Consider the following 23,350-nt stretch of genomic DNA (forward strand, 5'->3'; position numbering starts at 1 on the left):
AATTGAAGCTTAAAGCCATTCTTATTGTTGTAATAAGTGTTGTTTTATTTTTGGTTGGATATAGAGAGATGAAACCGATCAGCGATGAACAGAAAATGGAGAGCATGATTGCAACTTTAGAGAAAAATGATGCTAAAGTAGAGAAGTGGTCATGGTTAGCGCGAGAAACAAAAACAATTTCTAATATACATACGTTTCAAAAGTTGTTAAACGATGTGAAGGACAAGGCGAATATTCAAAAGTGGGAATTAGAGCAATCTCCAGATGGATATAAAGCTACATCCTATAAAAAGTTTTCTTCTTATGAAGAACGAGTAGTAGTAACATGGAGTAAGGAAAATACTAAAGAAAACACTTTCATTATTTTTGAAGTAAGCGGGGCGAAATGGGACCCGAAGTACATTCAGAAAACAAATAAAATTTTTAGTGAAAAACCTATAATTTACACTTGTGTTCAAGGTGTACTGAATGATAAGATTGAAGGTGTTTTGCAAAATAAAACCAATCAGTTTTTGAAAGATCTTTCAGCAAGAGCGATCGAACAGATAGAAGAAAGAGCATTTGTGTCAGTCTCCGCATACAATAAAAAGTGGGATGACGCTCTTTCAACAAATAGAGAGAAAATAAATGTGCAAATAGCAATACGTTCTACAGACAACAAAGATACAATTGTGGTTGGCACACCGATCATAACTTCTGAGTATTGAGTGAATAGATACTGAAAAAAGGACACGGAGGGGAATAATTTGGAAAAGATCATCGTCCGTGGCGGAAAGCGGTTAAACGGCACAGTGCGTGTTGAGGGCGCAAAAAATGCTGTATTACCTATAATCGCTGCAGCCCTATTAGCGAGTGATGGAAAGAATGTACTATCTGAAGTACCAGTTTTGTCTGATGTATACACAATTAATGAGGTATTACGTCATTTAAATGCTGAAGTCGTATTTGAAAATAACCAAGTAACAATCGATGCTTCTAAAGAACTAAACATTGAAGCACCATTTGAATATGTACGTAAAATGCGTGCATCTGTTCAAGTAATGGGACCATTACTTGCACGTAACGGTCGTGCTCGTATTGCACTTCCTGGTGGATGTGCAATTGGTTCACGTCCAATTGACCAACATTTAAAAGGCTTCGAAGCAATGGGAGCAAAAGTACAGGTTGGTAATGGTTTTGTTGAGGCATACGTTGAGGGAGAACTAAAAGGAGCTAAAATTTATTTAGACTTCCCAAGCGTGGGCGCGACAGAAAACATTATGTCTGCAGCTACATTAGCAAAAGGGACAACAATCCTTGAAAACGCAGCGAAAGAACCAGAAATCGTTGACTTAGCTAACTTCTTAAATGCGATGGGAGCGAAAGTACGCGGAGCTGGAACTGGAACGATTCGTATCGAAGGCGTTGATAAATTATATGGTGGAAACCATTCTATTATTCCTGACCGTATTGAAGCGGGAACATTCATGGTTGCAGCGGCAATTACTGGTGGAGACATCTTAATTGAAAATGCTGTACCTGAACATTTACGCTCAATTACAGCGAAAATGGAAGAAATGGGTGTTAAAGTTATTGAGGAAAATGAAGGTGTACGTGTTATCGGCCCAGATAAGTTAAAAGCGGTTGATATTAAAACTATGCCTCACCCAGGTTTCCCAACAGACATGCAATCACAAATGATGGCATTATTACTACAAGCTGATGGAACAAGTATGATTACAGAAACGGTATTCGAAAACCGCTTTATGCACGTTGAAGAATTCCGTCGTATGAATGCTGATATTAAAATCGAAGGTCGTTCTGTTATTATGAACGGTCCAAACAGCTTACAAGGTGCTGAAGTAGGCGCAACTGACTTACGTGCTGCTGCTGCATTAATCTTAGCTGGTTTAGTATCTGAAGGTTACACTCGTGTAACTGAGTTAAAGCATCTTGACCGTGGTTATGTAGATTTCCATAAGAAATTAGCTGCATTAGGTGCAACTATTGAACGTGTAAACGAAAAAGTAGAAGAAGTAAAAGAACAAGAAGTTTCTGATCTTCACGCTTAATTGAAATAGTCTCTACGTCTTTTGACGTAGGGGCTATTTTTTTTGGGTTATTACTGTTATAGTCAATAAATTCTATACTTATGCACGTACCAGTAAAAATATTTAGAAAATTTTTGTTTTATCTTGCGTTAACTGCCCGTAAACATTCGATTGGTGCGGCTGATTAAAGTTTCACTTTATATGGTACCCCTTCAGTATGTTCTAAAAGAAAGAGTTGTTCCATAAGAATGAATGGAGTAAAGCTTTTGGATATTGGGGGAAATAAGATGAAATTTTCAAAGCCACTTTTCATCACAGTAGCGCTTCTAATAGCGCTCGTTATCATTGTACCTGCTGCTCTTGTTATTCCGTTTGCGAAAGCAAAAGTAGGGGAAGAAGCAGCTTCTAAAACTCCTCCAGCAATAGAAAGTATACCAGCTCCAGGGAAAGTGGATACAGCGGTTCAAGTTGCTGTATATCGTGATCAGCAAAAGAAGGTAGAAACATTACCTATGGAGGAGTATGTGACCGGTGTAGTAGCTTCTGAGATGAATGCCAGTTTTGAAATAGAGGCGCTAAAGGCGCAGGCATTAGCAGCGAGAACATTTGTGGTGCAGCGTATGCTAAACGGAGGAAAGAAAAACAATGCGGACGTGACCGATACGGTGAAAGATCAAGTGTACAAAAGCAAAGAAGAATTGAAGAAACAATGGGGTAATAACTATGAAAATAATTTGAAGAAAATCGAAGAAGCCGTTTCGAAAACTGCAGGACAAGTTTTAACATACGATGGAAAACCAATCTCAGCATCCTTCTTCTCAACGAGTAATGGCCGGACAGAAAATGCTGCTGATTATTGGGGAAATGATTATCCGTACTTAAAGAGCGTAGATAGTCCGTGGGATCAAGCCTCTCCAAAATTTACGAGCGAGCAAACTTTTACAGTAGCTGACTTTCAAAAACGTCTTGGTGTGAAGGTGTTGGCAGACGGAAAGGTTGGAAATATTAAAGATCTTACGGAAGGAAAGCGAGTAAAAGATGTAGCATTTCAAGGGAAAACATTAACAGGAAAGCAAGTGCGTGAAAAGTTAGATTTACGCTCTTCTGACTTCACGTGGAAACAAGAGGGGGATAAAATCGTCGTTACAACGAAGGGATTCGGTCACGGCGTTGGCATGAGCCAATACGGAGCAAATGGCATGGCAGCGGAAGGTAAGAAATATACAGATATCGTTGCTCATTATTATAAGGGTGTCGAAATAAAGTCGATGAATGATTATGAAGGAAAGTTAATGGTGAAGAAGTAGGGGGAAAAGAGACCGTTCCAAGAGCTATGTTGGGACGGTTTTCTTTTTTTAGTAGATAGGTTTCTTGTCGAATCGTTGATATATTTAAAAAATCGTCAATGTTCAGCGATGACAGAACTCTGTTTAAGGGGCCCATGGATCGCTGGAAGCTATTACAAGGATGAACGTACAGAAGAATCAATGAAAGACGGTTGGCTCTATACAGGAGACATTGTCACGGTTGATTCGGAAGGCTTTATTAAAATTGCTGATCGTACGAAAGACTGAATTAAAAGTGGAGGCGAATGGATTTCTTCCGTAGATTTAGAAAATGCCTTAATGTCGCATGATAAAGTGTTAGAAGCATCTGTTGTGGCGGTGCCGCATGAAAAATGGCAAGAACGTCCCGTTTGCTTGTGTTGTATTAAAAGAAGGACAAGCAGTAGAAAGAGAAGAGCTGTATGCTTTACTGGGAGCAGAGTTTCCGAAATGGTGGATGCCAGACGATATTTTATTTGTAAACGAAATTCCGAAAACATCTGTAGGGAAATTCTTAAAGAGAGCGCTGTGTGATCAGCTCAAGACGTATATAGAGCAAAGCTAGAGAAGAAGGCTATCCTTTCATTTGGATAGCCTTCTTTTTTAGTCAATATGACAAATTTCTTTCCAATCTTTCAGGCGTGAACGACGCTTTATTGTGTGGTTTTGAACTTCTTCCCATATACGCTGTTCGAAATCCGGATGAACAGTAATGGGGCGAAGATGCGTCCAGGGGAAACGTCTTAGTAAATCTAATCCTTCTTCCCAAGTGTGTACAACATGGGAGGAATGAGAAATAGCACCTATATCGTCAACACCATAATCGATTTCATTTATATGCCGAGAAAAAATCCATCTTTTATCGGCTTGTTGTAAGCCGAATAGTGAGATAGAGCCTCCTTCGCCAGCTACTTTAATTATTGTTTGCCAATTTTGCATGGTAGTTTCCCTCCGTCAAATGGTGGGTTTGTGAAAAAATCAATTTTTTCAGTCTCAGCAGGTGCGTAAAGTGGATGGCGTGGCTCTTTGTTTTTTAAAAATCCAAGGCAATAGATAGTTTTTTTTTGCTCGTGTGACCATTGTTTGAGGAGATAGTGTATGTGAGTGGATTGTTTATGTAGTTTCCCGTGTTTCCCCCAAGCGACAACAATAATAGTTGCTTCTTTAAAGGCTTTTTCTAAGTAATAGCGATTTTTTTCTCCTATGACTTCAGAGTGTGGGAGTTCATGTAAGTTTTTAGGATAAGTTGTACGATAACTAAACAGGTTACAAATTTCTAAACTGCCACATTCCCATCGCTTTGCGAAGTTAATACAACGCTTTGTAGTCATGTCATCGTGTTGTTCATCTGCTGTACTTGGGTTTAGCATAATAAATAGAGTACGGTTCTCGTTTGTAATATCCCACCCTCTCGTCAAACTGTAACGGTGGTTTCCTTCAATAATTGCATCACGAATCATTACGAATTCCCCCTTTATGTTTTCATAGTTATATAATACCTTAAAATGTTGTATAAAATATCATAATTTTCCATTAATTGTTTGGTATAATAGGATAAAAACATTTGGGGGAGACAGAATGGCGTTATTGGAGTTGAAACAATTAGGGAAGGCGAACCAGTTACCGGTAGTTGAACTGAAGGTTGAGAAGGGGCAATGTGTTGTTTTGCAATGTAATAACCATACAGCTAAAGTGTTGCACCGCATTATTATTGGTGAGGAAGAAGCTTCAACTGGCAACGTGCTATTTGAGGGAGAAGCGATTGGAAAGAGAAATTATTCGCGCATCGGTTTTTGTTTTTTGAAAGATGAAGCATATGATCGTTTGAAGGTGAAGGAATACTTCAAGTTTTTAATAGGTCTTTATGAATCGAATATGAGTACAGAAGAAGTAGTACAATATGTCGGCCTTTTAGATAAGTTAAACGTTAAAATAGAAAAACTATCATTTTCAGAGAAACGCCGTCTTCATATTGGGCGAGTTATGATTCATAATCCAGATTTAGTTATTTTGGAAGAGCCAGAGCAAAATGTAGATACAGAGAGTACGATTATTATTCGAAAAGCGATTATGAAAATGAAAGAGCAAGGAAAGGCGATTTTTATTACATCATCTTTCCTATCGGACGCCCTTTCGTTAACAGAAGATGTATACATATTAAACAATGATGGCGTGAAAAAAGTAGAAATCGAACAAGAAGAAATTGAAGAGGTAGATGAAGAAAAGGTTGTTCAAATGATTCCGCAAATGAAACTTGAAAGAATTCCAGCGAAAGTGAACGATAAAATCATTTTACTTGATCCGATGGAAATTCATTTTATTGAAACGCAAAACGGAGTGACACATATCCATGTGCGCGAAGGTGATTTCGTATGTGCATTAACATTAAGTGAACTAGAAGCGAGATTAACAGGGTTCGGGTTCTTTAGATGTCATCGCTCGTACCTTGTGAATTTACAAAGAGTACGAGAAGTCATTACGTGGACTCGTAATAGCTTTAGTTTAATTTTGGATGACGAAAGAAAAAGTTCAATCCCGCTTTCAAAAGGACGAATGGATGAATTAAAAGGTGTGATTGGGCTATAAAAATTGCTCCAATAAGCTCAAAATAAGATTCATTCACCGGTAAAAATACTCCTTTTACCGGTATTTTACTGCGTAACCTCTTTGTTTTTCATATGATTGAGTCAAGAAAAGCGAAACAAACGAAAAGCGCTAAAGCGACTTTCATCTATAAAAGAAAAAACAAGGGGGATGACAAGATGACATTGGCAATTGAAATGAAAGATGTAATGAAAAGTTTCAACGAAAAAACGGCACTTCGAAATGTAAATATTGAGGTGAAGCAAGGAGAAATTTTCGGATTCCTCGGACCGAGTGGATCTGGAAAAACAACAACAGTAAAGATTTTAACTTCTCAATTACTTCATAGCGTTGGAACAGTGAGGGTACTAGGAAAAGATATTACAGGCCCAAGCAGCATCGATTATAAACGAATTGGTATTTTAACAGACAACAGCGGTTTATATGAAAGACTTAGCATTTATGATAACTTACTATTATTTTGTGACTTATACGATTGTAAAAAAGAACGAATCGATGAAGTACTAGCGCAAGTGAATCTATTAGATGATAAAAAAACACCAGTAAAGAAACTATCAAAAGGAATGAAGCAGCGCGTTACACTAGCTAGAGCAATCCTTCATAAACCAGATATCCTCTTCTTAGACGAACCAACATCTGCACTCGATCCAGTTAACGTACAAAACATTCATAAAATCTTAAAAGACTTAAATAAAGAAGGAACGACGATTTTCTTAACGACGCACAACATGGATGAAGCAGAAACGCTTTGTAACCGCATTGCCTTTCTGTGTGGCGGAGAAATTGTAGCGCTTGATACACCGGAGAACCTTCGCTTACAATACGCGAAAGATCAAATACAAGTCGTGTTAAAGGATAAGAAGAAAGAAATGGTACAAAAAGATGAATTAGGTGCAAAACGCATTTCAGAGTGGATGAAAAAAGGAGAACTATTATCCATTCATTCTTATGAGCCAACGTTAGGCGATATCTTTATTGAAGTTACTGGGAGGGGATTATAATGACATTTTCAATGAGACGTGTATCAGCTATTTTTAGAAAAGAAGTACAGGATTTTAAGACGAATTCACAAGTGTTGTTAATGGCATCTTTACCAATTATATTTGCATTTATATTTAGCCGATTTGGAGAAGGACAGGCAGGAGTTGGCATTATTACTTTAATGTCCTTTCTATTTGTTGCAGGGTTTGTTCAATCAATGGTAATTGCAGAAGAGAAAGAAAAACATACGTTACGTGTGTTAATGCTATCACCGGCTTCTTCTGTTGAAGTTCTTCTTGGTAAAAGTATATTAACAGCATGTTTAACGTTAGGTATTTCCATTGTAAACTTATTCATTCTAGATCAATTAAGTGGAAATCTCTTATTGCTAGCATTTATTTTCTTATGTGGAACAATTCTATTCATTTTAATTGGAACAGTGATTGGATTATTAGCTGAGTCTGTCCCGCAAACATCACTAATTGGAATGCCGATATTAATGACGATGTATTTAGCTGTACAATTTGAGCCAATGGTTGAAAATAAAGTAATTAAGACGATGATTAGTTATCTTCCAACATCTCATCTTGAAAAGGCGATTAAAAGCTTAGTGGAGGGTGCTGGGTTTAGTAGTATTAGTGGGCATATGCTAAATGTTGGAGTGTGGCTCATTATTTCACTTATTGCATGTTTAATCGTATATAAAAAGAAACAATTGGACTAAAAACTGAGCTGAAATGCTCAGTTTTTTCTTTTTTCTATCATTTCCTCGGAAATTTCACAATTCCTATACATATTTTTACAGATTTTGTCGAAAAGTAATTAGTTATGCGTTGTATAGGATACGTGAATATTGTTCAAAATGATTGCTGAGGTGATGATGGAATGCGAGGAAGAAATAATAAAAAGTCGCAAAAGGTAGTACATTTATTTCAAAAAAGATGGGTGTTTCCGGCACTATACATTGCTTGTGCAGCGGTAATTTTAATGGTTGCGCTATGGTTCCAAGGAGCTAATCCGAAGAAGACTCCGAACCAAGATCAAGCAACACCGTATACACAAACGGAAGATCCAGCAGTACCAGTAACGAAATCTTCAGAAATAGTGAAAATGCCAGCAGCCGCGAGTGTGGAAGTAGTCGTACAGAAGAAATTCTATGAAGATGCAGCAACTGAGGCGGAACAAGAAAAAGCACTTGTCTTTTATAACAACACATATTCCCCAAATAAAGGAATCGACATTGCTGCGAAGAACGGAAAAGAATTCAATGTAGCTGCTGCTTTAAGCGGTACAGTAACGAAAGCTGAAAAAGATTCACTTCTTGGTTATGTTGTAACAGTTGATAGCGGAAATGGTGTAGCAGTTTCTTATCAAAGCTTAGGCAGTGTGAAAGTAGAAAAAGGTGCACGAGTTGCACAAGGTGAAGTATTAGGAAAATCCGGTCTAAGTGCAATGAATAAAGAAGCAGGTTCTCACGTTCACTTTGAAGTACGTAAAGACAACGTGGCTGTGAACCCTGAGCGCTACTTAAATAAGTCAGTAGCAGAAATTAAAGCTGATGCAGGTGCTGCAAAAGCAACGAATGCTTCTGGTAAAAAGGCTGATGAAAAATCTCAAAAAGAAGAGAAGTCAACAAGCACGAAACCAGAAAGTAAAACAGAAGATAAGTCTCAAAAAGAAGAGAAATCGACAAGCGGTTCGACTAGTGACAAAAAAGAAGAGCCGAAGAAAGAAGAAAAATCAACAAATGGTTCTACAGAATCATCTAACAGTTCTTCTTCACAAGAATAAGAAAGTGAAAAAATCAGTTCTCACTAGGAGAGCTGATTTTTTTACTTTTACCCCGCATTAACGGGCAGTAAGACCTCTATTTCAAAATTCAGTGAAAGCCAAGAAGTTAGGTTAGGGGCAACTGCTCGTAAAAGCCCGATTGGTTCAACTAATAATCAGTGGGGGGTCTCCCCCACTGATTAAAGTTTCACTTTATATAAAAATACTCAATTTCGAGAAAAAAGTTGCAATAACAAGGAAATATGACGAGATTCTCGAATATATATTACAAAAAGGAGGGGATACTGTGTCATTTTTATTTGTTCTGTCGACTGCTATTATTTTATTGTTTGTTTTATTCACTTTATATTATTATATTGCCGGTAAGAAAGAGGTTCCCCACCATCAATTGTTAGAAGAAGAGTTGGAACGAGAAGAATGACACCTTATATACAAGGTGTCATTTTTTTCGCCAAAATAGTCACTGTTAACGTATTTCTCACAAAAAAACGTAATTTTTCTTAACTTAGTCCGCAAAAATAGTGAACATGTAGCATATATCAGTAGTGCGGGCAATACAATGGTATAAACCAAAGCAAAGAGAGTGTTTGAGGTGAGAAATCGTGAATCATTTCATTATAAATCCAAGAATGTTTAACGCTTACAAACAGCACTCACACTTACTTCTTAGTCATATGCAGCGAGGCTCATTTCACCCTTCTCACATCCAATTTAGGGAGGCGAGTGGTGTGCACGATTACATCAAAGAGAGAACTATCAAGATTGGTAAGTATATCGTGGAGACAAGAAAGACAGTGCGTGTCATTGCAAAGGAATTTGGGGTATCAAAGAGTACAGTCCATAAAGATTTAACGGAACGTCTACCAGAAATTAATCCAGAGCTCGCAAATGAAGTGAAAGAAATTCTTGATTATCATAAGTCTATTCGTCATTTAAGAGGCGGAGAAGCAACAAAGCAAAAGTATAGAAAAGAAGATGTAGAAAAGCCGGTCCGTCAATAAATATGCGATCGCAAACATTCCGTTTCAATTCGGTAATATTTTTCAGAAGAATTCTTTTTGCGAATATTACGTTTCTGTTAAATTTATGATAAAATCAGAAATTAGGTGTAAAAGAATTCGGGTGTAACCTGATTTTGAATATCGAGGAGGAAATGACGGGAATGTTTGCGCGAGATATCGGAATTGACCTAGGTACGGCTAATGTATTAATTCATGTTAAAGGCAAAGGTATTGTATTAAATGAGCCATCTGTTGTGGCAATTGATCGTAATAGTGGGAAAGTATTAGCAGTAGGTGAAGAAGCAAGAAGTATGGTGGGACGTACACCTGGTAATATTGTAGCAATTCGTCCGCTTAAAGATGGTGTAATCGCAGATTTCGAAATTACAGAAGCAATGTTAAAGTATTTCATTAACAAATTGGACGTGAAGAGCTTCTTTTCAAAACCTCGCATTTTAATTTGCTGTCCAACAAATATCACATCTGTAGAACAAAAAGCAATTCGTGAGGCTGCTGAACGTTCAGGTGGTAAAACAGTATTTTTAGAAGAAGAACCAAAAGTAGCCGCAGTTGGTGCTGGTATGGAAATCTTCCAACCAAGCGGTAACATGGTTGTTGATATTGGTGGAGGTACAACAGATATCGCTGTACTATCTATGGGTGATATTGTTACCTCTTCCTCTATCAAAATGGCTGGCGATAAGTTTGATATGGAGATCTTAAACTACGTTAAACGTAAGTATAAGCTATTAATTGGAGAACGTACTTCAGAAAATATTAAAATAAAAGTTGGTACAGTATTCCCAGGTGCACGTAGTGAAGAGCTTGAAATTCGCGGACGTGACATGGTAACGGGCTTACCACGTACAATTACAGTATGCTCTGAAGAAATTACAGAAGCACTAAAAGAAGACGCGGCTATCATTGTACAAGCTGCAAAAGGCGTACTAGAGCGCACACCACCAGAACTATCTGCGGACATTATCGACCGCGGTGTTATTCTAACAGGCGGAGGAGCTTTACTACACGGTATCGACATGCTTCTAGCAGAAGAACTAAAAGTACCAGTATTAATTGCTGAAAACCCAATGCAATGTGTTGCTGTTGGTACAGGTATTATGTTAGAGAATATCGATAAATTACCAAAGCGTGCTTTACGATAAAGTGAAACTTTAATAAGTGGGGGCATCCCCCACTTATTATTAGCTCGCAAATAGTAGGGAAAATGAGAAGAACTAAGGTGTTAACCGAAGTTCTTTTTTTGTTTTTTTATTCTTTCATTTTTTTATTTTATTTTGATTTATTGAGAAAATAGAAGAAAAATAAAGAAAAACGAAGGAAATAGGTAAAATATTCATATATATGGTTAAATTTAATATTTCCTTATTTGAAAACGTTTATAATATAATGAGTCGAATACGACATTAAGGCAAATCATGTTTCAGTACATATTGCCTTTCCCTAATTTGGGCATACACTCTTTTCTACCTCCGTGTCAGTTGCTGGAATAGGCAGCTATTTTAATGGAATAGAGTGTGTGCATTTTTTTATATATAAGGCTAAAAAGATATTAAAGTTTCACTTTACCCCGCATTAACGGACAGTAAGACTCCCACCTCAAAATTTAGCGAATGCAAGGGAGTTAGGTGGGAGATCAACTGCCCGTAAAAGCCCGATTGGTGAGGGCTAATAATCAGTGAGGATGGAAAAAGCTCCCCACCGATTAAAGTTTCACTTTATAATGACAAACAATAAACAAAATGGGATAATAAACAATATATCTAAGTGGTAAGACCAATATTACAAAAGGGGCGATTGTTATATGCTAAATATAGAACAAATTAAAGAAATCATTCCTCACCGCTATCCATTTTTACTTGTTGATAAAATATTAGAAGTAGATGAAGGAAAAAGAGCGGTTGGAATTAAAAATGTATCCGCAAACGAAGAATTCTTTAACGGGCACTTTCCTGACTATGCAGTTATGCCCGGTGTACTTATTGTAGAAGCATTAGCACAAGTCGGCGCAGTTGCGGTATTAAAGAAAGAAGAAAACCGCGGAAGACTTGCTTTCTTCGCAGGTATCGACAATTGTCGTTTCAAAAAACAAGTACGTCCAGGTGATCAACTTCGTCTAGAAGTAGAAATGACACGTGTACGTGGTCCAATCGGAAAAGGAAAAGCAATCGCAACAGTAGATGGTGAAGTCGCATGTGAAGCTGAAATTACATTTGCGATTGGTGATAAAAAAGAATAACAGAAATAAAAAATTTCCTTGTGAAAATGCAAGGAGATTTTTTTATTTTCACTATACATCGGTGAAATTATTAAAATGCGAACTAGTCAGAAAATTACTTGAGTATGGAAGATAATTGCCATATAATTACTTTGTTGTTTATTCGAAAATTAGGATGCATGATAAAGGCAGAAAAGAAGTAAAGTCATTGTCATATTGTAAAGGCGTTCATATAAGACAAAGTAGAATGATATTGATTAAGATGAGATGTAGGGAAATCAGTGATACAAAATATTAATTAGACGTATGAAATCGAGCATAGAGAGAGAAAAAGGAGAAATGTCGCATTTCACAAAAGGAGACTATTAATATGTTCGGGAGAAAGAAAAGAAAACCATTACGACAATTAATTACGCATAAAGAGCCTAAATCACGTGTTGCAGAACAATATCGTAACATTCGTACAAACATTGAATTTACATCTGTAGATAGTCATGTTCGTTCTATTATTGTTACCTCGGCAGATCCAGGCGACGGAAAAACAACGACAATCGCAAACTTAGCAGTTGTTTTTGGACAACAAGGGAAAAAAGTATTGTTAATTGGAGCTGACTTACGTAAACCAACATTGCAAAATTTATTTGCTGTACATAATCCAAATGGATTAACGAATTTATTATCAGGACAAGCATCGTTTGTGCAATGTATTCAAAAAACAGACATAGAGAACGTATATGTTATGTCAGCAGGTCCAATCCCGCCAAACCCAGCAGAGCTACTTGGATATCGTAAAATGGATGAAGTACTTCTAGAGGCATATAAGATGTTTGACATCGTTCTGATCGATACACCACCTGTATTGGCCGTTACAGATGCACAAATACTTGCTAATAAATGTGATGGAGTTGTATTAGTAGCGCGCAGTGAAAAAACTGAAAAAGATAAACTAATAAAAGCAAAACAAATATTAGATAAAGCATCCGGGAAGCTACTTGGTGTTATATTAAACGATAAAAGAGAAGAACAAGAGCAATATGGATATTATTAGAAAATAATGTATGAAATAGTATTTTTTAAAGTTAGTAATTTTTTTTACTAGCTTTTTTGAATTGTTTTAAAATTCAGTATCGTATTATACAAAAAAAGTGATATAATAGAATTTTTGTCAAATTGATGGAATGTGTTGTCATATTTAAGATTATTTTGTAAGATTATATATGTTTTTAAATAAGAAACGTACATAGATATTACTAAAATAAAAAAATGTAAGATTTATATGTTATAATTTTTCTTATGTGCAAATTTTAGAAAGTTGGAGGAACTTATGGAAGAAACAATTAGTTTGAAAGAGTTATTTCATATTTTAAAAAAACGTTTAGCAATGATCCTCGTAATCGCCTTTGGTGCAGCTATTGTAAGTGCTATCATTAGCTTTTTCTTCATGACACCAATCTATCAATCTTCGACGCAAATTCTTGTGAACCAGAAGAAGCAAGAGGGTGCAGCAATTCAATACAATGAGGTACAAACAAATATTCAATTAACAAATACATATAAGGTTATTATTAAAAGCCCTGTTATTTTGGATCAAGTAAAAGAAAAGTTAGGTTTAAATATAACGACGCAAGAGCTAAATGGGAAAATTGAAGTTGCTAATGAGAAAGACTCACAAGTCGTATCAGTAACTGTGCAAGATAAAGACCCAAAACTAGCTCGCGATATTGCTAATACAACTGCAGAAGTATTTAAAGGTGAAGTTGCAAAAATTATGAGTGTGGATAACGTTACGATACTTTCTAGGGCTGAATTGTCAGAAGAATTATCACCAATTAAACCAAGCCCAATGTTAAATGTAGCAATTGCTTTCATTGTTGGTTTAATGGCTTCAGTTGGTCTTGCATTCTTACTAGAATACTTAGATAACACAGTGAAAAAAGAAGAAGATGTAGAAAATTTACTTGGATTACCGGTGTTAGGTATTGTAGCTCGTATGGATGAAGAAACAACAAGTGTGAAATCACATGCTCCATCATCAAGAAAAGTGAGGGGACAAACAATTGGCTCTTAATTTATTTAAAAAGAAAAAAAATCATCGCCAACGTCGTCAATTAATTGCTCATCAACAACCGAAATCACCAATTTCAGAACAGTATCGTAATATTCGAACAAATATCGAATTTGCAGCTGTTGATACGAATTTACATTCGTTAATGGTTACGTCTGCGAACCCAAGTGAAGGGAAAACGACAACGACAGCGAATATGGCAGTCGTGTTTGCCCAACAAGGAAAGAAAGTATTATTAATTGATGCAGATATGCGTAAACCAGCGATGCATCAAATGTTTCAAGTAGATAACATTTTTGGATTAACAAATGTGTTAACGCATAGTGAGCGTTTAGAAAAATGTGTACAAACAACATCAGTTGATAATTTACACTTTTTAGCTTGTGGTCCAATCCCGCCGAATCCAGCGGAATTGTTAGGCTCAAAATCAATGCAAGAACTTCTTGCGCAAGCATACAGTATGTACGATTTAGTCATTTTTGATTTACCGCCAATTTTAGCTGTTACAGATGCACAAATTATGGCAAATGTATGTGATGCTTCTATTCTTGTCGTTCGTAGTGAATCGACAGAAAAAGAATCAGCAGTAAAAGCAAAAGGTTTATTAGAATCGGCAAAAGGTAAATTGTTAGGCGTTGTTCTGAATGATCGTGAACGTGAACAGGGCTTATATTATTACTACGGTGCAAATTAATTGAAAGAGTGAGATATGGGAAGAACATATCTCCTTTTTTCCCTTGAATATGAGGGATATCTCATATTCAAGGGAAAAAAGATTTATATGAGAGAGGGAGGATGAAACAAATGATAGATTTACATTGTCACATTTTACCTGGTATCGATGACGGTGCACAGAAAGTAACAGATAGTTTAGTGATGGCACAAAAGGCAATAGAGGAAGGTATTCATACAATTGTCGCAACACCACACCATCAAAATGGAAAATATATAAATGAACGTACCTCAATTATTCATCAAGTAAAACAACTAAATGATGAATTGCAACAACATAATATTCCACTTACCATTTTACCGGGGCAAGAGGTCAGGTTATATGGTGATATATTAGAAGACTATGAAGCTGGTAAAATCGTTACTTTAAATGAAACAAACAAATACATATTCATTGAATTTCCATCTAATCATGTACCTCGTTATGCAGAACAACTATTTTATGAACTACGTGTAAAAGGAATGATCCCAATTATCGTTCATCCCGAACGTAATGCCGAGTTAATCGAGAGGCCAGATAAGTTATATAACCTTGTCAATAAAGGTGCATTAACACAAGTGACTGCAGGTAGTTTGCTAGGTAAGTTTGGAAAAAAAATCAAAAAGTTTTCACTACAACTTGTCGAGCATAATTTAACCCATATGATCGCATCAGATGCACATAACACAACGTCAAGAGGATTTCATCTAGCAGAAAGCTATGAACTAATAGAGAAAGAATTCGGCCCAAGTGTTATGAATGATTTAAGAGAGAATCCGTATTTAATAATTAGCGGAAAAGCAATTTATAAAGAAGATCCAGAACAAATTCGTCGTAAAAAGTTGTTTGGCATCTTTTAAATAAAGAACAGGTGATGTCTCCTAACCGTTATCAACGGAGGCACTCGGTCGTGCTGTGGGTAGAAATTTTTATTTCGAACCTACCTTAGACGCTTGTCGTCGGGAGTATGACGTGAGGATGGGTTGGATGCCCATAATTTATTTATAATAGAAACTCTACCTATGGAGTTATAAACATGACTCTATAGGTAGGGTTTTTGTTATTGCTACATATAAATAAAGGGATATGGAGGGCTATAATTGAAAAAAGTAAAAAAGGCAATTATTCCAGCTGCTGGTCTGGGAACGAGATTTTTACCAGCCACGAAAGCGATGCCGAAAGAAATGTTACCAATCGTCGACAAACCGACAATTCAATACATAGTAGAAGAAGCGATAGAATCAGGAATTGAAGATATTATTATTGTTACTGGAAAAGGAAAACGTGCGATTGAAGATCATTTTGATCATTCCTTTGAATTAGAACAAAATCTTTTAGAAAAAGGAAAGCATGAAATACTTGAAAAAGTACAAGCCTCCTCAAACATTAATATTCATTACATAAGACAAAAAGAACCAAAAGGTTTGGGGCACGCAGTATGGTGCGCTCGTAAATTTATTGGAAATGAGCCATTTGCGGTATTACTTGGTGATGATATTGTACAAGCAGAAACACCATGTTTACGTCAATTAATGGATCAATATGAAGAAACACAATCGTCAGTTATTGGTGTACAAACAGTTCCAGAAGGTGAAACACACCGTTACGGTATTATTGATCCCGTTGAACAAAATGACCGTCGTTATCAAGTGCGTCAATTTGTTGAAAAGCCAGCAGAAGGTACAGCACCATCAAATTTAGCAATTATGGGTCGTTACGTATTAACGCCAGAAATCTTTATGTTTCTTGAGAATCAACAGACAGGTACTGGTGGAGAAGTTCAGTTAACAGATGCTATACAACGGTTAAATGAAATTCAGCGTGTGTTTGCATATGACTTTGAGGGAACTCGTTACGATGTTGGGGAAAAGTTTGGGTTTATTAAGACAACGATTGAAATTGCACTTCAGAATGAAGATTTGAAAGATGAATTAATGAAGTATATGAGTGGGCTTGTAAAGAAAGAAAATGTACATGTATAGAAGTGAGGTGGGAGAGCATTGACCTTGGCAAAAGTATCGAGCGAAGATATGGAAAAGGAAAATAATATAGAGCTTAATTTGAAAAAAGTAAATGCATGTAAAGGATATTTATTAGCTAAGCGCTGTATTGATTTTATTGGAGCATTATGTGGACTAATTTTATTATCCCCTGTTTTTTTGATTGTGTCAGTATTAATTAAATATGAAGATTCGAAAGGACCTATATTTTTCAAACAAATTCGTATTGGAAAAAACGAAAAAGAATTCCATATGTATAAATTTCGCTCAATGGTAATAGACGCAGAAGAAAAATTAGAGGGCTTATTAAAACATAACGAAGTATCAGGTGCAATGTTTAAAATGAAAGAGGACCCTCGAGTTACAAAAATCGGGAAATTTATCCGTAAAACAAGTATTGATGAACTGCCACAGTTATTAAATGTATTAAAAGGTGAAATGAGTTTAGTTGGGCCACGTCCACCACTTCCGAGAGAAGTAAAGAAATATACAGCGTATGATAAGCAGCGTTTACTTGTTACCCCAGGATGTACGGGACTTTGGCAAGTAACGGAGAGAAATAGTGTTGGATTCAAAGAAATGGTCGAATTAGATTTAGAATATATAAATAAACGAAGCGTATTCTATGATTTAAAAATTATTTTTAAAACAATTCAAATTATGATTAAGTCGAATGGTGCATCTTAGTAGCTAATTTTTAGAAAAGAGGTTGAAAGAATGGATAAAAAGATTTGTGTAATGGGTCTAGGATATATTGGGCTACCAACTGCTAGTTTACTGGCAACTAAAGGATTTCAAGTACATGGTGTGGATGTAAATAAAAATGCCGTGGAAATGATTAATAGTGGTAAAGTACATATTTATGAACCAGACTTAGATATTTTAGTTAAAGCAGCGGTACAAAGTGGGAAATTAAGAGCTTCATTACAGCCCGAAGAAGCAGATATTTTCATTTTGGCAGTGCCAACGCCATTTAAAGATGGACATAAACCAGATCTAACATATGTAGAAGCCGCTGCAAAAACAATTGCTCATGTTATAAAAAATGGAGACATTATTATCCTTGAATCAACAAGTCCAATTGGTACAACTGAAAAAGTTGCAGAATGGATTTTAGAAGAACGTTCGGATTTAACAACTTCTGAAGAAATGCATAATGATAAAGGAAGAATCTATGTAGCTCATTGTCCAGAACGTGTATTGCCAGGGCATATTTTGAAAGAGCTAGTAGAAAATGATCGTATTATTGGTGGATTGGACAAAGAGTCTACAAAGCGTACGGTTGAATTTTATAAACAGTTTGTAAAGGGACAAATTTTGGATACAAATGCTAGAACAGCCGAAATGGCGAAATTAACTGAGAATTCATTCCGTGATGTAAATATCGCTTTTGCAAACGAACTATCTCTAATTTGCGATAAGCTAAATATTAACGTTTGGGAATTAATTCGTTTAGCAAATCGTCATCCGCGTGTGAATATTTTACAACCTGGTCCAGGGGTAGGAGGACATTGTATTGCTGTAGATCCTTGGTTTATTGTAGATGCTGCACCTGAAGAGGCAAAACTTATACATACTGCAAGAAATGTAAATGATTATAAACCAATGTATGTGGTTGAAAAAGTCAAAGAAAAAGCAGATCGATTCAAAAATCCAGTAATTGCTTGTTTAGGATTAGCGTTTAAAGCAAATATTGATGATCTACGTGAAAGCCCTGCCCTAGAAATTGTTAAACATTTAGCGGCATCTAATGTAGGAGAAGTTATTGCAGTAGAGCCACATGTAAATGAATTACCAGTCTCTCTTCAAGAAAAGAGAATTTCACTTCTTTCAATTGAAGAAGCTGTAGCTAAATCAGATATTATTTTAGTATTAGTTGATCACGAAGTTTTTAGTTCAATTGACTTTGATCAATTAAAAGAGAAAGTTGTTATTGATACAAAAGGATTTATTAAATAATTTATAAACTATTTTGGAGGGTAAGAATGTCAAGCTTCTTACAGAAGATACACAAGTTGAAGGGAAAACCAGTTCATATAATTGCTCGCAAGGTAGCTCGAAAATCATATGATGCAATATATTATAAGGGACGTAAAATAATTGTTTCGAAGAATTTAATTGATTTAGAGAAAGAAAATTTTAAAGACTTTCAACCATTATGTAACTTTTTATTTAAAACGAAAGAGAAATTAGATTATGTAAAAAAATTGAAAAAATTAGATGTGGAAGCAGATACTATTAGGGATGCAGATAAAATATGTAATCATATTTTTAATTTATTAGGTTCTGGAGATGTCCAATTAGGTGAAAAAATACCATGGAACAAGGATTTTAAAACAGGATTTGTTTGGGAAAATCAATTTTATAAAGATATAAAAATAGTTGATTTAAGTAATAATGCTGATGTGAAAATTCCGTGGGAACTATCTAGATTTCAATATATTCCTACCATAGGAAAGGCATACTGGATAACTAAAGATGAGAAATATGCAAGAGAATTTAAAGAACAACTATTAGATTGGATAGAGAAGAATCCTATTGAAATGTCTGTAAACTGGACATGTACGATGGATGTAGCAATACGGGCGGTAAATTGGATTATAGGTTATTATCTCTTTAAAGACTCTATAGAAATAAGCGAAGAGTTTTGGATGAAATTTCATAAAAATCTTTATCTCCATGGAAAGTTTATTTATAAAAATTTGGAGAATAAAGGTGATTATACTGGGAATCATTATTTGTCTAATATTATAGGATTAATTTGGATAGGCATATACTTTGGGGATTTTAAAGTTTCAGGTATATGGAATGAAAACAATCCTAAACGTTGGCTAGAGTATGGTTTTCTAGAGTTAGAGAAAGAAATGTATGTTCAAGTAAATGAAGATGGAACAAATTATGAAGCCTCCACATCTTATCATAGACTAGTCACAGAATTATTTTTAATGACGACTATTTTATGTACCAAAAATAATATTAATTTTTCTACCGGATATTTAAAACGCTTAGAAAAGATGTGTGAATTTATTATGCACCTTACACAACCTAATGGCAGAAGTCCGTTAATTGGTGATGCGGATGATGGAAGGTTAATTATTTTTTCTCAGTATGGCTCATGGATTAAAGATGATTTCAGACATTTATTAGCTATTAGTGGAGAATATTTTGATCGAGACGACTTTAGATACTATGGATTTCCTTATAAAGAGGAGGCCTTGTGGTTAACTGGGGGATGGAATAATAACGAAATCATGCCGATATTAGGATCTAAATCTTTTGAAAATGGAGGGTATTATATTCTTCGAAATGAAAGAGCATATTGCTGTATTCGTTGCGGGGAAAATTCCTTTAGAGGTGAAGGAGTACACAGTCATAACGATCAATTAAGTTTTACTCTAAATATAGATGGGGAAGATATTTTTATTGACCCAGGTGCTTTTATTTATACTGGGGATTATAAAATGCGTAACTTATTTAGAAGTACAGCTATGCATAATACATTGGAAATCCTTAATTATGAACAGAATGATTTTGACGTTAAAAATTTATTTTATATGAAAGAGCAAACATTTTCAGAGTGTATAGAAACTCATACTAATAAATTTGTCGGTCAACATCAAGGGTATCTAAAGAAGTGTGGTGTCATTCATAGAAGAAGCTTTTTATTAGAGAGAAATAATATGTATATTAAAGATGAATTACTTGGGAAGAGGAACCAGCTTTCTTATAAAATAAATTTAATATTGGATCCTGCATCCTCATTAAGATATACAGCAAATGAAATATGTATTAGTAAAAATAATCTCAATATAAATATTGATTTTAATGAGGATGTAACTATAAAAATAGAAGATATATATGTTTCCAGTAGCTATGGTATAAAGAGAAAAAGTAAAAAAATTATTGTGGAACACTGTAGAAATTTTTTAGAAACATCTATAACGTTTGTTAATTAAAAGGATGATCAGTTTGAAACGTATATTAAAAAAATTACCAAAAGAAGTACTTCAACCTATTAAGTATTTTCGAGATTTAATCCCTGATTATTATAGACATGGAAAAGTTTTTAGAAGTATTTATGAAGAGTTGGAAATTCGTGAAAAAATGAAAGAAGAAAAACAACAAGAGTACCAACTTAAACAATTACAAAAACTGCTAAAATATGCATATGAAAATGTTGAATATTATAAAAATGTATTTGATGAAAGAGGATTAAAACCAGAAGAAATTAAGACTCATCAAGATTTGAAAAAATTACCTTATTTAACAAAGGATATTATAAAGGAAAACTTTAATGATTTAATTTCTAAAAAAATTAGCCAAAAAGATCTTTTATATTTAACTACAGGAGGTTCCTCAGGAACACCATTAGGATTTTATGAAAATAAGCAGATTGCAGGTCCAAGAGAATGGGCATTTGTTACTCATCTATGGAAACGGGTGGGGTATGATGTGAAAAAAAGAAATCGTTTTGTGATATTAAGGGGCAATAGTGTGAAAGGGGATATTGCTGAATATGATGGTGGAAATCTTATCTTATCATCATATGATTTAACGGAAGAAAATATACACCGTTACATTGGATTAATAGAAAAGTTTAATCCTGATTTTATTCAGGCATATCCTTCTTCAATTGATATTTTATCGAAATTTTTGTTAGAAAAGGGTAAAAGAATAAAGGTAAATAATTTAAAAGCTATATTATGTTCTTCTGAGAAATTATATGATTTTCAGAGGACAAATATAGAAGCAGCTTTTAAAGTAAGGGTGTTTAGCTTCTATGGACATACAGAGCATTGTTGTATAGCCGGAGAATGTGAAAAAAGTGATTATTATCACATTCAAAGTGAATATGGTGTAGTCGAATTAATTAATGAACAAGGTAAATATGTTACGGAAGAAAATGAAAGAGGCGAAATTATAGCTACTAACTTAAATAACTATGTAATGCCTTTTATACGATATAAAACAGGGGATATTGCAATTAATACCAAGACTAATTGTAGTTGTGGGAGAAGCTATAAACTAATAAAGGGTCTTGAGGGAAGGGAACTGGAACAAATTATTACTTATAGCGGTGCGAAGGTATCTCTAACAGCCCTTATTTTTGCACAGCATTTTTATGCTTTTAGCAAGATAAGATCTATGCAATTGGAGCAATTTGAAGAAGGAAAAGTTATCGTGAAGATAGTGGAGCAGCAAAGATTAAATGAAGAGGATAAGTCAGAAATAATAAATAAAATGCGTAAAGCAACCAGTGACACATTGGATGTGGAGATAGAGATTACTGATGATATTGAAAGAACTAAAAGAGGTAAGCATAAGTTTCTGATACAGCATCTTGATTTACAAAAATAGAATTTAAAAAATCATGTAGATTTAAGGATGAAAGTGTAGTAGAGAGAGGGAGTATACTTGAAAAAAATTAATATTATAGGTCCATATCCTCCACCTATGGGGGGTATTTCTGTTCATATTAAAAGAATGAAAGCATATTTGGAAAGTAAGGATATACAGTGTGTCGTTTATGATGAATTCAAACAAGAAGATTTAAATAGGAACATATATGCTATCAAGAAATATAAAATGTTCCTTTTTAAAATTCCCTTTCTAAAAGGAAATATTATTCACTTTCACTCTTTGGATAAACGTTTAAGGATGTTATTAGGTTTATATAAGATTTTAGGTAAAAATATTATTCTTACTGTACATGGTCAAAGTCTAGTTGATCAAATTAATAGCTCTGGAACTATAGTGAGGTATTTATTAATTAATAGCTTAAAAAAAATTGATAAGATAATATGTGTAAACGAAATAAATACAAAAGAATTAATTGGTTTAGGATTTAATAAAGAAAAAATAATTACTCTTTCTGCTTATATCAATCCTATAGAATCAAAAGAGGACTATGAGAAAATACCATCAAATATTCAGGAGTTTATTGAAAGTAAAGACTTTATAATTTGTGCTAATGGATGCGTTAGATTTTATAATGGACAAGATTTATATGGTATTGATTTATTGATAGATTTGGTTAAAGAGCTAACTTTAAATGGAAGGCATGTTAAATTACTATTTGCTGTGCTGGATGTCCAAGGCCAAAATGACGATGAGAAAAATTATTATGAAAAATTGAAGAGAAGAATTAACGAGTATGGTCTAGATAATCAAATTCTGTTATTTGAAGTGAAAGATACAGAGTTTTATCCGATAGTTAAAAGGAGTAAGCTGTTTATAAGGCCTACCAATGTGGATGGATTTGGGGTTTCTATTGCGGAAGCAATATATTACGGAATTCCTGCAATTGCAAGTAATGTTTGCAAGAGACCAGATGGAACAATAATTTTTAAATCAAGAGACCATCAAGATTTATATAAAACGGTAAGCGAAGTTATGGAGAATTATGAGAGATATAGAAAAAGTGTTGAAAATATAAGTGTGGATGATAATGGTGAGAATTTATTAAGAATATATAAGCAAATAAATATAACTTAATATATAAAGTGCATGTTCCAAAAATCAAAATAAATGTGTTTTTTCTAGTCTAAGAATTCTAATGATAAGTTATGTCACCTTCTTTAAGTGTTGGTTTGTTTGCCATCAAG

At 34.8% G+C, this 23,350-nt stretch carries 23 protein-coding genes and 1 pseudogene; 22 read left to right on the plus strand and 2 right to left on the minus strand.

The genetic code is table 11. The annotated features are described in order from the left end of the window. Window positions 1–2: 2 nt before the first annotated feature. From MKO96_RS17515 to MKO96_RS17530, 4 genes and pseudogenes are all read left to right on the plus strand, one after another. On the plus strand, window positions 3–707 hold the full coding sequence (locus MKO96_RS17515; protein WP_371399382.1) for a YwmB family TATA-box binding protein: 705 nt from the start codon (window positions 3–5) through the stop codon (window positions 705–707). A 39-nt stretch (window positions 708–746) separates the two neighbouring features. Further along, a complete protein-coding gene (gene murA, locus MKO96_RS17520; RefSeq protein ID WP_000411269.1) occupies window positions 747–2,051 on the plus strand; it encodes a UDP-N-acetylglucosamine 1-carboxyvinyltransferase in 1,305 nt (434 codons plus the stop codon). 266 nt (window positions 2,052–2,317) lie between these two features. After that, entirely contained in the window at window positions 2,318–3,337 is a 1,020-nt protein-coding gene (gene spoIID, locus MKO96_RS17525) for a stage II sporulation protein D (RefSeq protein WP_240588208.1), read from the plus strand. A 108-nt stretch (window positions 3,338–3,445) separates the two neighbouring features. Next, window positions 3,446–3,920 (plus strand): annotated as a pseudogene (locus MKO96_RS17530) (AMP-binding enzyme); the annotation flags it as partial. A 38-nt stretch (window positions 3,921–3,958) separates the two neighbouring features. On the opposite strand, the gene MKO96_RS17535 reads toward MKO96_RS17530, so the two are convergent. Continuing rightward, complete coding sequence (locus MKO96_RS17535) at window positions 3,959–4,294, minus strand: hypothetical protein (RefSeq protein WP_240588209.1); 336 nt, start codon at window positions 4,292–4,294, stop codon at window positions 3,959–3,961. After that, on the minus strand, window positions 4,273–4,815 hold the full coding sequence (locus MKO96_RS17540; protein WP_240588210.1) for a DUF1643 domain-containing protein: 543 nt from the start codon (window positions 4,813–4,815) through the stop codon (window positions 4,273–4,275). Before MKO96_RS17540 ends, MKO96_RS17535 begins: the two co-directional genes overlap by 22 nt. A 118-nt stretch (window positions 4,816–4,933) precedes the next feature. Between MKO96_RS17540 and MKO96_RS17545 the strand changes: the two genes are divergently transcribed. The 18 genes from MKO96_RS17545 to MKO96_RS17630 all read left to right on the plus strand — a co-directional run bounded on the left by MKO96_RS17545 (window position 4,934) and on the right by MKO96_RS17630 (window position 23,240). Next, window positions 4,934–5,941 (plus strand): LytTR family transcriptional regulator DNA-binding domain-containing protein, encoded by a 1,008-nt coding sequence (locus tag MKO96_RS17545; RefSeq protein ID WP_240588211.1) that lies wholly within the window; start codon window positions 4,934–4,936, stop codon window positions 5,939–5,941. Between the two features lie 176 nt (window positions 5,942–6,117). Further along, a complete protein-coding gene (locus tag MKO96_RS17550; RefSeq protein ID WP_240588212.1) occupies window positions 6,118–6,960 on the plus strand; it encodes an ABC transporter ATP-binding protein in 843 nt (280 codons plus the stop codon). Then, window positions 6,960–7,664, plus strand: a complete 705-nt coding sequence (locus MKO96_RS17555) for an ABC transporter permease (RefSeq protein WP_240588213.1) — start codon at window positions 6,960–6,962, stop codon at window positions 7,662–7,664. Before MKO96_RS17550 ends, MKO96_RS17555 begins: the two co-directional genes overlap by 1 nt. 161 nt (window positions 7,665–7,825) lie before the next feature. After that, a complete protein-coding gene (gene spoIIQ, locus MKO96_RS17560) occupies window positions 7,826–8,731 on the plus strand; it encodes a stage II sporulation protein SpoIIQ (protein ID WP_240588214.1) in 906 nt (301 codons plus the stop codon). Between the two features lie 286 nt (window positions 8,732–9,017). Next, window positions 9,018–9,152, plus strand: coding sequence for a hypothetical protein (locus MKO96_RS17565; protein ID WP_000008903.1), 135 nt, complete (start codon window positions 9,018–9,020; stop codon window positions 9,150–9,152). A 307-nt stretch (window positions 9,153–9,459) separates the two neighbouring features. Next, window positions 9,460–9,732, plus strand: a complete 273-nt coding sequence (gene spoIIID / locus MKO96_RS17570; RefSeq protein ID WP_000544012.1) for a sporulation transcriptional regulator SpoIIID — start codon at window positions 9,460–9,462, stop codon at window positions 9,730–9,732. 161 nt (window positions 9,733–9,893) lie between these two features. Beyond that, complete coding sequence (gene mreB / locus MKO96_RS17575; protein WP_076541461.1) at window positions 9,894–10,895, plus strand: rod shape-determining protein; 1,002 nt, start codon at window positions 9,894–9,896, stop codon at window positions 10,893–10,895. Between the two features lie 659 nt (window positions 10,896–11,554). Beyond that, a complete protein-coding gene (gene fabZ / locus MKO96_RS17580; RefSeq protein ID WP_000931959.1) occupies window positions 11,555–11,989 on the plus strand; it encodes a 3-hydroxyacyl-ACP dehydratase FabZ in 435 nt (144 codons plus the stop codon). Window positions 11,990–12,338: 349 nt separating this feature from the next. Further along, a complete protein-coding gene (locus MKO96_RS17585; RefSeq protein WP_240588215.1) occupies window positions 12,339–13,016 on the plus strand; it encodes a CpsD/CapB family tyrosine-protein kinase in 678 nt (225 codons plus the stop codon). A 276-nt stretch (window positions 13,017–13,292) separates the two neighbouring features. Further along, window positions 13,293–14,036, plus strand: coding sequence for a YveK family protein (locus MKO96_RS17590; protein WP_240588216.1), 744 nt, complete (start codon window positions 13,293–13,295; stop codon window positions 14,034–14,036). Beyond that, window positions 14,026–14,727, plus strand: coding sequence for a CpsD/CapB family tyrosine-protein kinase (locus tag MKO96_RS17595; protein ID WP_128805219.1), 702 nt, complete (start codon window positions 14,026–14,028; stop codon window positions 14,725–14,727). Before MKO96_RS17590 ends, MKO96_RS17595 begins: the two co-directional genes overlap by 11 nt. A gap of 110 nt (window positions 14,728–14,837) precedes the next feature. After that, window positions 14,838–15,605, plus strand: coding sequence for a tyrosine-protein phosphatase (locus tag MKO96_RS17600; RefSeq protein ID WP_240588217.1), 768 nt, complete (start codon window positions 14,838–14,840; stop codon window positions 15,603–15,605). Between the two features lie 240 nt (window positions 15,606–15,845). Further along, window positions 15,846–16,727 carry a UTP--glucose-1-phosphate uridylyltransferase BpsC gene (bpsC, locus tag MKO96_RS17605; protein WP_240588218.1) on the plus strand — a complete coding sequence of 294 codons (882 nt, stop codon included), beginning with the start codon at window positions 15,846–15,848 and terminating at the stop codon, window positions 16,725–16,727. 18 nt (window positions 16,728–16,745) lie between these two features. Then, window positions 16,746–17,432: a sugar transferase gene (locus MKO96_RS17610; RefSeq protein ID WP_276314208.1), complete on the plus strand. Its 687-nt coding sequence runs from the start codon at window positions 16,746–16,748 to the stop codon at window positions 17,430–17,432. A gap of 30 nt (window positions 17,433–17,462) precedes the next feature. Continuing rightward, window positions 17,463–18,704, plus strand: coding sequence for a UDP-N-acetyl-D-mannosamine dehydrogenase (wecC, locus tag MKO96_RS17615; RefSeq protein ID WP_240588219.1), 1,242 nt, complete (start codon window positions 17,463–17,465; stop codon window positions 18,702–18,704). A gap of 26 nt (window positions 18,705–18,730) precedes the next feature. Further along, window positions 18,731–20,701, plus strand: coding sequence for an alginate lyase family protein (locus MKO96_RS17620; protein ID WP_240588220.1), 1,971 nt, complete (start codon window positions 18,731–18,733; stop codon window positions 20,699–20,701). Window positions 20,702–20,714: 13 nt separating this feature from the next. Further along, window positions 20,715–22,103 (plus strand): phenylacetate--CoA ligase family protein, encoded by a 1,389-nt coding sequence (locus MKO96_RS17625; RefSeq protein WP_240588221.1) that lies wholly within the window; start codon window positions 20,715–20,717, stop codon window positions 22,101–22,103. A 57-nt stretch (window positions 22,104–22,160) separates the two neighbouring features. Next, window positions 22,161–23,240 carry a glycosyltransferase family 4 protein gene (locus MKO96_RS17630; protein ID WP_240588222.1) on the plus strand — a complete coding sequence of 360 codons (1,080 nt, stop codon included), beginning with the start codon at window positions 22,161–22,163 and terminating at the stop codon, window positions 23,238–23,240. Window positions 23,241–23,350: the final 110 nt, after the last annotated feature.

The organism is Bacillus sp. ES1-5, from assembly GCF_022487605.1.
In the GTDB taxonomy this organism is placed as follows: Bacteria; Bacillota; Bacilli; order Bacillales; family Bacillaceae_G; genus Bacillus_A; species Bacillus_A wiedmannii.